The 13533-nt window shown below is 31.9% G+C and carries 8 protein-coding genes; 2 read left to right on the forward strand and 6 right to left on the reverse strand.

The features are described from left to right. The first annotated feature begins 802 nt into the window (after positions 1 to 802). Positions 803 to 3529: a 2-oxoglutarate dehydrogenase E1 component gene (locus tag IPK88_09940; protein ID MBK8243733.1), complete on the forward strand. Its 2727-nt coding sequence runs from the start codon at positions 803 to 805 to the stop codon at positions 3527 to 3529. A gap of 208 nt (positions 3530 to 3737) precedes the next feature. Here IPK88_09940 and IPK88_09945 read toward each other — a convergent pair whose 3' ends face one another. From IPK88_09945 to IPK88_09970, 6 genes are all read right to left on the reverse strand, one after another. After that, on the reverse strand, positions 3738 to 4667 hold the full coding sequence (locus IPK88_09945; protein MBK8243734.1) for a transposase: 930 nt from the start codon (positions 4665 to 4667) through the stop codon (positions 3738 to 3740). Positions 4668 to 4843: 176 nt separating this feature from the next. Then, a complete protein-coding gene (locus tag IPK88_09950) occupies positions 4844 to 5461 on the reverse strand; it encodes a hypothetical protein (protein MBK8243735.1) in 618 nt (205 codons plus the stop codon). A gap of 29 nt (positions 5462 to 5490) precedes the next feature. Continuing rightward, on the reverse strand, positions 5491 to 7281 hold the full coding sequence (locus IPK88_09955) for a right-handed parallel beta-helix repeat-containing protein (GenBank protein ID MBK8243736.1): 1791 nt from the start codon (positions 7279 to 7281) through the stop codon (positions 5491 to 5493). Between the two features lie 776 nt (positions 7282 to 8057). Beyond that, positions 8058 to 9332 carry a hypothetical protein gene (locus tag IPK88_09960; GenBank protein ID MBK8243737.1) on the reverse strand — a complete coding sequence of 425 codons (1275 nt, stop codon included), beginning with the start codon at positions 9330 to 9332 and terminating at the stop codon, positions 8058 to 8060. Further along, the gene (locus tag IPK88_09965) at positions 9333 to 9737 is read right to left on the reverse strand and encodes a hypothetical protein (GenBank protein MBK8243738.1); all 405 of its coding nucleotides are present in this window, start codon (positions 9735 to 9737) and stop codon (positions 9333 to 9335) included. A 128-nt stretch (positions 9738 to 9865) separates the two neighbouring features. Further along, the gene (locus IPK88_09970; protein ID MBK8243739.1) at positions 9866 to 11242 is read right to left on the reverse strand and encodes a T9SS type A sorting domain-containing protein; all 1377 of its coding nucleotides are present in this window, start codon (positions 11240 to 11242) and stop codon (positions 9866 to 9868) included. 434 nt (positions 11243 to 11676) lie between these two features. On the opposite strand from IPK88_09970, the gene IPK88_09975 reads away from it, so the two are divergent. Beyond that, complete coding sequence (locus IPK88_09975) at positions 11677 to 13455, forward strand: hypothetical protein (protein MBK8243740.1); 1779 nt, start codon at positions 11677 to 11679, stop codon at positions 13453 to 13455. Positions 13456 to 13533: the final 78 nt, after the last annotated feature.

Genomic DNA, 13533 nt, shown 5'->3' on the forward strand with positions numbered 1-13533 from the left:
ATTATTAATTAGAATTAAATAAATTATTAAAATTTTGTTAAATAAATCGTAACTATTCAAGTATAAGCCCGGTATTAATTATCAATTTATTGCGACGGATAAAATCCATTGTACAAAGAAAATTGAAAGGAATTGCTTGACAATGATTGCAATGGGGCTGAAATAGCTTTATTCTTGCCATTGAAAACACATTAGAAGTCGCTGGCAATAATATTTCTTGATTTATCGTTAAATAGCAGAAAACATTTATTTAATTTGGCAAAACTGGCATTATTTGCAGCACAAATTAGGGAGAATGGATAACAGATAAAACGTATTTTTAATGATATTTCTAGGTATTTATTCTGATGTAGTCTTATTGAACAAATAGTTGAATCATACTCTTCCATGACCTTAGGCACAAGTATACCACAAGTATACCACAAGTATGTCACCCTTTAGGGTAGGTTTGGTACCAACTAAGACAATCTGGAAGTTGAGGTTAAAATTGACGTTAATGCAAAGTACCCCTCTTTCCAGCATCAATCCTGCAGTGAGCATTAAGTTTAATTATTAAATAAGGTTAAGATAATCTTCGACTACGCAATTTATGTTTACAAAATATATTGTAACAAGGTTTTTGCTTTTTAGATTAGGAAATAATATTCCTAAAACACCTTGCTCCCCAGAAAATGAATGTGACCCATAAATTATCCAAGCAATAGGCCAAACTAAAGTTCATGGTAAATTGTTAAGAGGATTTATATTAGAATTGCCATTCTTCTTTTGGTATATGATTTTGAATTTTGCTTAATATAGAATTATGAAAGATCTTTCCTTTTTGGCCAATGCCAGTCCAGCTTATATTGAGCAACTTTATCTGGAATTTCAAAAGAACCCAGAATCCATTGATGAACAATGGCAGCAATTTTTTGCAGGTTATGATTTTGCACAAAGTGATAAACCACTTTCTTCCCAAAGCGATAATTCTGCTATTCTGGAAAAAGAATTTGCGGTAATGTCACTGATTCACGGCTATAGAAGCAGAGGTCACTTGTTATCCAATACCAATCCAATTAGGAAGCGGAAAGATCGTAAACCCTTTCTTCAAATAAGTGATTATGATTTGCATGCTGATGATTTAAATTATCAGTCACAAGCTGGGAGTGAACTTGGTTTGAATCAAGCTTTAGTGAAAGATATTATTACCAGACTTCAGACTGTCTATTGTGGTCCAATTGGTTTTGAGTATGCGTATATTGAAGATCGTCACCGTAGAAATTGGTTAAGAAATAGAATTGAATCACGGAATAATGATCAAGATTTTGGATTAAGTATTGATCAAAAAAAACGAATACTTGAAAAATTAAATGATGCTGTTATATTTGAAAAATTCTTGCACACCAAGTATGTAGGACAAAAAAGATTTTCACTTGAAGGTGGTGAAAGTTTAATTCCAGGATTGGATGCTATAATAAATAGTGGTGTTGATCTTGGGGTTGAAGAAGTGGTCATTGGAATGGCTCACAGAGGGCGATTGAATGTACTGGCCAATATCATGAAAAAAACCTACGAACAATTATTTAATGAGTTTGAAGGATTGGCAATTCCAGATCTAAGTTTCGGCTCCGGTGATGTAAAGTATCATCTGGGATTTTCTTCACAAACAGAAACAGTTAGTGGCAAAAAAGTTCAACTCAAATTAGCTCCGAATCCATCTCATCTTGAAGCGGTGAATCCTGTAGTTGAGGGATTGTCTAGAGCCAAAGCAGATCTATTGTATCAATCAGATTATGATAAAATATTACCTATTATAATACATGGTGATGCTGCTATTGCAGGACAAGGTGTTGGTTATGAGACTTTGCAAATGTCCCAACTAGAAGGATTTTATACAGGTGGTACGATACATTTTGTGATCAACAATCAGATTGGATTTACTACAGATTTTGAAGATGCAAGATCTGCTACCTATTGTACAAGTATGGCAAGTTTGGTGCAAGCACCTGTTTTTCACGTTAATGGTGATGATCCTGAAGCAGTTATTTACGCGAGCGAATTAGCGATTGCATACCGTCAAGAATTTAATAGTGATGTTTTTATTGATATGGTTTGTTATCGACGTCATGGTCATAATGAAGGAGATGATCCAAAATTTACACAGCCAGAGATGTATGAAATTATTCAGTCACATCCTAATGTTCGTGAATTGTATTTAGAAGTGTTAACTAAGAGGGGAGATTTAGAAAAAAGTTTAGCAGATGAAATGGAGAAGGTTTTTTGGAATCATCTACAAGAAAGGCTGGATCTGGTTAAACAAAAGACCTTGCCTTATTTATTTCAGGAACCTGAGTTAGCCTGGCGAGCACTTCAAAAGAAAGTTGATAAAAAGGATTTCATAAGAAGTCCTACCACAGGAATTTCAATGGATACGATAAAAGAATTAGTAAGTAAACTTTTAGTACTTCCAAAACCATTTAATGTTTTACCAAAAATCAATCGTTTGATGGCAGCTTGGCAAACATTGTTTGATGGTTCTAAAGTAGATTGGTCCATGGCAGAACTTTTGGCATATGCGAGTATTTTGAATGAAGGAAGAAATGTTAGATTAAGTGGCCAAGATGTAAAACGTGGAACCTTCTCACATAGACATGCGGTTTTGTTTGATGAAGAAAATAATGAGGAATACAATCGTTTATCAAAAATCAATCAAGACCAAGGGAAAATATTTATTTATAATTCACTCTTATCTGAATTTGCAGTTTTGGGATTTGAGTATGGATATTCATTGGCTACACCCAATCAATTGATCTTATGGGAGGCTCAATTCGGAGACTTTGTAAATGGTGCTCAGGTTATTGTAGACCAATTCATTGCTACTGCTGAGTTGAAGTGGAATCGGATGAGTGGCCTGGTTATGTTGTTACCACACGGTTATGATGGGCAGGGGCCTGAACACTCCTCCGGGAGATTGGAACGGTTTTTACAAGCAAGTGCTGAATTCAATATCATAGTAGCTAATGTATCAACACCGGCAAATTACTTTCATTTATTACGTCGACAATTGACATGGAATTTTCGAAAACCACTTGTGGTTATGTCACCAAAGTCTTTGTTAAGACATCCTAAATGTATTTCATCGTTTGAAGAAATGTCAACAGGATCTCGATTTCAGGAAATCATTGATGATGATATACAAGACAAAAAATCTATTTCCAAAGTAATAGTCTGTAGTGGACAGATTTATTACGAATTAATAGCCAAACGCGATTTATTAAAACAAGAAAAGACAGCAATTGTCCGAATCGAACAGTTATACCCTTTTTGTGGTGAACAGTTATTAGAAATAACAAAAAATTATACTAATGCTACATTTGCTTGGGTACAAGAAGAACCACTTAATATGGGAGCGGCATCTCATGTTCAGAAACATTGGAATTTTGGTTCATTGCAAATAATAGGAAGACCAGAAAGTGCATCTTCCGCAGTAGGACACAAGAAAGTGCATGATGCACAACTTAAGGAAATTTTAGATCAGGCATTTTCATGAATGAAATTATAGGTAATGTCGTCAAATATAGTTGGTGGTTTTTTCTATGTGATTTATTAAATTTCCGCCATCAACTTGAAGAGGAATTAGGCTCTGCTGAGGAGCAACCTACTAGCAATAAAGTTGATGCATATACTGTAATATTAAGTGGTTCGAATATGGACCACTTAATATATTAATACAGGTTTGCCTTATGGCTTAAAAAAACCTAATTTCGTGATGCATTTTTAAAATGTAAGTACCATTTAATAAATGATTTCCGGTTACTTTTGGACAATCCTCTATGTATACTTAATGTGTCTTTTAAATGTCCGAAAAACGATTCAATGGAGTTCGTATTATTTGGTATTTGCGCATTGTTTAAATAATGAAACATATTAGGTATTGCTCTTCGAATCATAATTGCTGTTCTTCTTAAGTCCTTGTGTCGATACCATTTTCTTCCAGTATCTGGACTTATTTGTTGTTCATTTATGAATATTTTGTTTTGGTCAAACCAATTATTGAATAGGTTGATCCAATAAATTCGATCGTTATTATTCTTTACTAAATGAAGCGTGCTTACTATTCTTTTAAGCTCAATACTACACTCAATTACAGGTTTTCGTCTAAGCCAAATGTTTGTCTCTCTTTGAATATGCACCAAGCACCTTTGAATGATTATATCTGGACAAGCTTTATGTATTGCCTTAATAATTGCAGGATGGCCATCACATGTAATTGATTTTATTTGGATTCCCAACAATAATACATTTTCAATATCCTCTTTGATTTCAGAATAAGATTCTTTAGTGGTGAATCGGTAAAATTGGCAATATTTAATATCAAAATCATAATACAAAACCAAACACAGCTCTCCCTTAAAATATGTGCCATCAATCACTAAATGAGCATTATCATGAGCTTTTATTTGAAAAGCAGGAGCATTTGATAAATAGCTCTTAAACTTGCGTTCAAGTGTTGATTTACTGTATCCACTATCATCAAGAAGATATCGATATGTTAACCTTTCTAGTACCCATTTTCGAAACCAAACTAATTCATTATTTGACTTTACAGGGCTATTAGAACCAGTTGATAAAACACCACAATTCTTACATTTATATCTCTGCTTTCCAGCCTGTTTTCCCCATTTAATAGTGTCTAAAAATCCACATGCCCAACATCTTTTTTTTTGAGTTTTTCATATACAAAAAGAGTTAATTGAAACCACTTTCAATTAACTCTTTATAATTTATTGATTTTCAATATACTTATGAAGGTTTTACCAACTATTTTTGAGTATTATACCTTTTTATAAAAGATCTTTAGTATTTAATTGGTAAAAAAACTAATGAGGCCTGTAATCAATATAGTAATTCCGGTTATGAGTCCTGCATAATGTTCTATTGGGTGCCAGTTTATTTTTTTTAAGCCATGTAATGCCATATTGATCCACAGCAACATTCCTAGGATGGTGATTGAAGAATAAATTAAGGCTATCAAAATAAATAGTTGGATGGATTCACTTCCGGCTTTGAAAAAGAAGGCCAGAATTTCACTACACGGAGAAAGTATCATAAACATCATTAGAGAAAGAATCAATTGTCTTTTTTTTATAGGCCCTTCGATTAATTCATCATCTACATGAAAATGATGATGCGTATGGTGTCTGTATATAAAGTATATGCCTAGGATGATTAAGATAATAGGTCCTAGTTTGGAAGTAAATGCTGGAACTTGCACTTGTAAGCCATATGCCATTATACCTAACACTGCGCCAATTAATATGGTGCTAAGTACATGTGCAAGTCCCAATAAAAAAGTTACACGAATCGTTTCAAAATTCGACCAATGATGAGTTTTAGATATGGTCAATATGGGCAACCAATGACTCGGAATTATAGCATGCATTAGACTGATGATAATCGTTCCGATAATTAATTCATGCATAGTTATACGTTTTCAGTTCCACAATTTTTTTATTCTTTGATGAATTTAAATTTTTCCGATCTATTAGAATAAACTACTTGCCCAAAATAGATACCAAAACTAAATTGTTGAATATTTATAATAGATTTTACCTCCGTAGGATAATCTATTTGAATTACTTTTCCTGAAAGATCTGTAAGTACGATTTTATTTGGTATTTCATTAGAGTGGTAAATGGTAATGTTTTTATTAGCTGGATTTGGAAAAATGGATAAATCACGGTCGGGTTCTGTTCGTTTAAATCCTACAACTGGACAACAATATTCATAGGGACCAATGTCCCAGGCAGTACCATTTATTCCATCTCCATCATTGGGTCTTGTCAAACCGTCAATATCAAAATCAACAAAACCTTTTACATCAGCTCCTTTATCAATAGCAAGTTTGCTTGACGATGTTAGTTTGAAATCTATAGGAGCATTGACAAAATTAGGATCACCTGTCTGACCATGTAATTCTTGCAATGGAAATGCATTTTTGAATGTTGAAAGTGAATTATAATTATTATTACCAATACGAAAATGAGTACCATTTTGAGTTGATGTATAATATAGATTATGATCGAAAGTTATTCCACTAAGTCCGGTAGAAGAAGCAATATGAATTAATGAAAAATTTGGATTAGCGTTTGTTTTATAAAAAATATTATTTTTAATTTGTATATTAATGGGATTGATAGGATTGAGCAAGAGTAATGCATTCTGTAGTTCTGCATTGTAAATAAGATTATTGTAAATATGAATATCTTTTACTGGACCATTATTGGAAATGTATACATGTGAAGGAAAAATATTATTTTTGATTACAATATTTTCACTCAATAAAGTTTGAGTACCTGATTCAGAATTTATGGTTACGCCTTGAGGTGAATTATAAATATAATTACCATCTATTATAATATTTTTAGTGCCGTTCATATTATCACCTCCTACGTGTATCGTATGAATATGCATATCATGGATTACATTGTTTTTGATGATTAAATTGCTAGAGCCTCGTAATTTGAGTCCATCATCAGCACGTTTAATTTCATTGCCTTCAAAGTGTACATTGTTAGAATTGCTTATATACATGGTATGCACGAAATAGCTGCCGCAACCATTACTGTCCAATAAGTTGTTTTGAAAAAGGATGTCATTAGCTGAAGCAAAAATGCCGTGGCCTTGATTCATATTTCCATTATTGAATAAAGTGCAATTTTTAACTACAATATCATGCTGGTAGAGTATCATCCCAGATTGACAATTGGTTATGTATAGACTGTCAAGAATAATGTGATGAGGTTTAAGATTATAAAAACTTTCATTAATATAAACACCATCCGGACGGGTACCATTTGAAATAGATGAAGTAAGCGAAAGGTTTTGGAATATCAAATAGGAAGATTCAAAAGTTGCCGATCCTCTACATAATATAACCTGGCCTGCTTGAGTTTTGTCGATGATCGGTTTAGGTCCTATACCATAAGCTCCAATCAAAATATATTGACTTATTGTTCCGTGTGTATTTTGTGTTTCTATACCTGTTGGTCCAGACCAGATATCGCCTCTTCTCAAAAATATGCTGTCTCCGGCTTTAACCACAGAATTGAGTAAAGTATTTAATGCTGACATACTTTTTTTAGGTCCGTCGGTCATGCCAGTATTTGGATTAGCTATTCTGCCACTATAGGAGTCGCTGCCAAGGCTTTGTGAGAAGTAATAATTAGTACTAAATGCATGTTCTGTGCTTATAAGCCCTATACCTAAAATGAAAAGCAATATTTGAAAAGATTTTATCATAGATGTGTGATTGATTTTATTTTCCTAACAACATACTGTTCTGACATTTTGCTGGTATTGCAAATAGTTAAACATTTACAAAGTAAAGCTATAGCTTGACAATTATAAGAGAATTGTAAAGATACAGCTTTACTTTATTTTGGACTCTTATCGTTATGCCTGACTATTAATGTAAACACAAAATGTATAGTATTAATTATTAGTTATTTATATATTAGAATAAAATTATTTTGATATGTAAATGGAATGCTTTGTGACTATATACCCTTGAAGGTGCAATTAAAAAGAGGAAGAACACTTATATTTTTTTGGGATAAGTTGTAAATAAGATCAAACTAGTTTTGCACCTTCGTCATAGGTTATTGCATACTATTTATGATATAGGGAATATTAGCTTTTGCAAATTTCTGATTTACTATTACCTTTTTATATCAAATGCAATTTGATTTTAAATTTTTTAAGGGACGCATATTGCGACCTTAGACTAAAAAAGTCTAGATTTAGTTATTTTTGTTTATTACTTTCCGATACAGAAAGTAACCATTGTGTCTAATGTGCTGAAAGTTAATTGTTTGTAATTTTTGTTTTAGCATTAGGTACAAATAGGGTACAAAGTACTCAGTTAAAATTATTTTTATAGTTTTATTTAGCACAATTATAATCACCAAAAAGCATCAATCTTAATACAAAAGAATAGCAGGATTAATTAATTAACTATTAAACTTTTTAAGACAAGAAAAACCCAGCCTACTGCAAAAGTGCTGTTAGATGGTTGGTTATTGGTATTCATAAAATCCAATTATTGTGTCTTTTATTTGTGGTTCGTCTTTACTAGCTTCTTTAGTTATTTTTCTTTGTATAGAGATTTCATAAACTTTAGTAAAAACTATTCGTTCTGAACCCTCTCGTATTAGTTTGTCAAAGTAACCTGTAAATTGTTCCTCATTGTTGCTTATAAAAGTAAAGTGTCCTGTGTCGCAGTTTATTGCTCTAAATTTTCCTTTTTTTGTTATTTTGTCCTCACTAATTGTGTTTAATGTCTCGATATCGTTTATTATTTTATTAGCTAGTATGTAATTTATTAGCTGATTATATTTTGTATCTTTCTTGTCTGAAATCCAAGAAATATCTATATCTAACTCTAATGAATATATTTCCTTTAATAACCCTTTATATGCCGAAATTGTGTATTCACTATGTCGAATATATTCATTTTTTAAATTGTTTGTTTCTGTACTGTTATTTAATAAAGCAAAAGTTTCGTTAGCAATTTTTTCACTACTTGAAAGTTCATCAAATAAATATACATCTGTTTGGTAAGGTCTTAAAAGTAAGCTATATGAGGCTGCTAAACTTCCAACAACTTCAGATGTTGCATAAATAAATTTATCTTTATTCGGTTTGCTTTTTAAATCAATAACGCCTCTGTCAATGCCATTTAAAACATCCAATGCAACATTTTCATAAAGTTTCTCAAACTTAACAAGAGTTTTGCCTAATGTTTCAGTTTTTATTGTTCCAAAGCCAACTCCATCTCCTTTTATAATATGAAGGTTATAGATTTCACTTTTCTTATATTTGGCAAACTCCTTTACAGTTTCTTGAATATCAATGTTGGTGTCAATTTCATTTAACTTGAGTTTTTCATTAATTGTTGAATAGTCAACAATGTCTGTTTTCTTTAATTTAAAACTTGATGATGGTAAATATGAACTTGGAATTTTGTTAACAGACAATATTGTAAAATCAGAAATTTCTTTATCCAGATGGTCTTGAAAGTAAACTAATCCATCTAGTGAATTTCTTATTAAATCCAAGTGAGTTATTTTATTGTCTATAAATCTGGCAACATTTAATATGTCTGTCTTATAAAAAAAGTATCTGTCTAATTTGCCATCATCTGAACAGTCAGCCCATTCTTTGATTATTAAATCATTATTATTATCGAAGTAAAGCATTGTTGTTGGAAATTCAGCAAATAGCAACGTTCCTATCTCTTGGATAAGTTCTAAATGCGACTTGTCTGTTTTAATACCTAATAAATTTTCCATTTATGCTATGCTTTCTAAAATTGTAAATTTCTGGTTTAACACAACATTTTCATAAGTAAAAAAGTCAAAGTGCTTTATTTCGTCTGGATTACTTGCAATTCCGTCAGTTGTGCTTAATTGCCCTGAAGCTATATGAGTTCCCAACTTTTTATAAAGTTTTGGTTTGTCTAATGTCAATTCTTTATGTCTTTTTAAACTAGCCTTTTGTGTCGTAAAAAATGACAAAGCATAACCTAAACAATTTTCTCTTTTTCTCTTTGTGTCATTGATATAAATTGGTTCAAAATTTCTTACATCGTCGATGTCTTCAAATGTCCAACGAAAAGATTCCATTTCTATTGCTTGAAACAAAGCCAAGTCGCAGTTGTCAAATTGAGATATTTCGTTCTTGTATTTTAATTCCATATTATTTCTCTGCCAATTTTAGGGTGTCCGTATACTTAGAAGCTATTAATTGGCTTTATGCACCTTTTATTGTAAGGTGCGTTTATTTCCAATAAAGTTATCAAGTTGTTAAAAAGCATTAGTTTTATCTAATTCTTAATTATTTTCTTAATTTTAATTTCTTTATTTGAATTAACCTTAATAAAATATAGACCACTATTTAAAGAGGATAAATCAATAGGCAATTGTTGTTTTTTTGTATTCACTTGTTGTATTATAGACTCAGTATAAATACTTTTCCCATTCAGATCACATATTGAAACATCTGTAAGTTTTGCATCACTTTGTCTTAGGTCAATAGTAAGTATGTTATTTACAGGATTCGGATAAATTGAAATTTCCGAATCGATTGAGTTGATATTTTTATTGGCAGTACTCGATTGGCAAGAAACTTCTGTAAAAGTTAAAACATTTGTATTTGATCCAATACCTAATTGTCCTAAGTCATTTAGTCCACAAGCCCATAGAGTTCCGTCCTTTTTAATCGCAAAGCTATTTCCATAAGTGCCTACTGCAACTTTTTTCCAGTTGTTTTCAGAGCCAATTTGTGTTGGGTCATAATAAATATCTTTGTTGGAACCGTTGGCTAGTTGACCGTAGTAATTGTCGCCACAACCCCAAAGGGTGCCATCATTTTTCACGCCAAAAAAATTAAAAGTGTTTGCAGTAATATTATTCCAATAGTGTTTATTTGCATATGGGTCAACAGGCATATTCCATTGTCTGTTTTGATTATCGTTAAGTCTTCCCCAAATCCAAAGTGCACCACCAGCAACCAAACCAAAGGAAACTCCGGGACTTGAATGGACAAACTCCCAATCATCATTAAATCCAATTTGACTTAAGGTATAAACTCCACTGGAATAAATGCCAATGCCTAATTGTCCATAATAATTCTTCCCAATTGACCATAATGTTCCGTTCTTTTTAAGAAACAAAATGTGTTCTGAGCAATTTGAAACAGATTTCCAATTATTTTCAGATTCAAATTGAATTGGTTTTAATTGGTTAGAAGTAGCAAAAAATATTGCTCCCCATCCCCAAAGTGTTCCATCTTTCTTGATTCCGAAGGTTGAACCTGAACCTGAAGAAACAAATTCCCAATCTTTATCCAAGCCCACTTGTATAGGCTTGTTCTTATAAGTACTCATTGATTCTATACCTAATTCACCAGCCGAATTATATCCCCAAGCCCATAATGAACCATCATTTTTGATTGCAAAACAATTGTCTGAACCAGCTTCAATACTTTTCCAGTCTTTGTCTAAACCAACCTGAACTGGTTTATTTTGATCAGCAGTGTTTCCAATACCAAGTTGTCCATATCTGTTTTCTCCCCATGTCCAAATGCTTCCATCTGATTTTAAAGCCAAAACGTGAGTCCTGCCTACAGATAAATCAGACCAACATTGAGCTTTAACAAAGCCGGAAGTAGTCAAAATAATAAGAATTAGTATGTATTTCATAAAGTGATTTGTTATAACTTTTGCCAAGTTACGTAATATTTCATATCTGTATTAATGTGGTATCGATGATTTTTTTATAATGTTTTAAAAGTTTATTAAATGCCGGCCGAAAGTAAATTTTGTCTATTAATTTTTCTATTTTGGGAAGGACTTGGATTTAATAAATGAACCATTTTAATGGGTTGTTTTAAGAATCATCAATTATTTTATGGACTTCTAGGCCAGATTTAAATATAAAGAGTTAAATTTGACTTACAATGAATTTGATTTAATAGTTTACCCAAATTTAGAAAAAGTCAATTATTAGAAATCCTTCAATAGCAGTAAAAACAATGAAAAAAACCACTAATTGTATTTTTGTAATTATTTGTACTTTTATTTTAAGTCAATCCTATTTGTCAAGCCAATGTAAATTTATTTCAATTTCAAGGGGAGTGAATCATACACTTGGAATTGGCATAGATGGTAGTTTATGGGCTTGGGGTGACAATAGTTATGGACAAATAGGAGACGGATCCTTCCAATACCAATCTCTGCCTATTCAAATTGGAAAAGATCTGAATTGGAAAATTGTTGTTGCATCCATTGATCTTTCATTTGCCATAAAAGACGATGGTAGTCTTTGGGCATGGGGAAGCAATTATGCAGGTAGATTAGGATTAGGTAGTAATACAGTTGCATATGGGGTGCCAACAAGAGTGGGAAATGATAAATGGAATTTTATTTCCTCAGGTGCTCATAATATTCATGGCATTAAATCTGATGGTAGTTTATGGTATTGGGGTTGGGGAGCTGGCTTATTCAATGAATTCAATAACATTTTGGCACCAAAAAGATTTGGTACAGAAAGCAATTGGAAATTTGTTAGTTGTTCTAATGTAGGCCAATCTGGAATATGGACTAATTATGGTATTAAAAATGATGGTAGCCTTTGGTCTTGGGGGCACAATATTTACGGACTACTGGGAATAGGATATGAAAAAGATACATTGATTTCAAGTCCCAATAGAATAGGACTCGATAATGATTGGACATATATCACTAATGCAGAAGAACATGTTGCTGCATTAAAATCAGATGGAAGTCTTTGGACTTGGGGTAACAATCCATTTGGACAATTAGGCAATGCTCCATATTATTTTGTAAGTACCGTTCCAACTAAAGTGGGTTTAGAAAATAACTATTTAAAAGTCGACATAGGATTTAACTATTCCTTAGCCGTTCAGAAAGATGGTAGTTTATGGGCTTGGGGAAGATTAAAATGGATTAAATATGATAGTGATAGCTTACAAAGTTCAATCATTCCACTACAAGTAGGAGTTGACAATGACTGGAAGGAAATTTCATCTACTTCAGGTATATCGTATGCCATTAAAAAAGATCTAAGTTTATTTAGGTGGGGAAATAATGTCAAGTATTCTAAAAATATTTGTTGTTATTCTATTATTTTTAATTTTAGAAATACATTATGTCAAACAGATACAATTTTAATTAATAATAAGCCCTATTACTATGGACATAATATTGGTGTCGACACATTGAAAACAATTGATGGATGTGATAGTATATTAAATGTAAATATTTCGTTTTATCCATTAGATATTGGAGCATTTAACGACACAGTCTGTTATGGTGAAAATAGATTTATATTAGGTAAACTTTATGATAAAAATAACCCATCTGGCCAATCTCGAATTGCGAATGGATCTAGAAATGGATGTGACAGTATTATTGATGTGTCTTTAATTTTTTTAGATTCAATCTCAATTGGTGAAACCATAATTCAAGACAGTCAAAGAATTGAGCTGAATCTAAATGTTAATGGTGGACTTGCACCTTACAATTATAAATGGAGTACAGGAGATTCTACCCAATCAGTTGTGCTCAATAAAGATGGACTTTATAGTGTTACCATTACTGACAGCAAATATTGTTCTGCTATCAAGATCTATTATTTTAAGTCGACAGGAACAGAGAGCAGTTTAATTGAAAGCTTAAAGGTCTTTCAAAGCGATCAAATTATAATACTCAGACATGATCAATATAATATTGATCAAATTCAATGCTTTGATTTATCTGGTAAAAAAGTACTCGCCTTAGAGCCAAATGCAAATCAAGTTAAATTATATAGATCTCAAATACCTAAAGGATATATTTTAGTTAGGAGTAAATTTTCGAATGGAGCATTTGAAGTTTTTAAATTTTATAATTGAGCAAATTGAATTAAATTGAGCAAATTTTTTTATTAAATGATTTGTAAGGTTATTTTCCATGATTGAAATATTCAACTT

Origin of the sequence: Candidatus Defluviibacterium haderslevense, from assembly GCA_016712225.1 — a bacterium.
Classification (GTDB): Bacteria; Bacteroidota; Bacteroidia; order Chitinophagales; family Saprospiraceae; genus Vicinibacter; species Vicinibacter haderslevensis.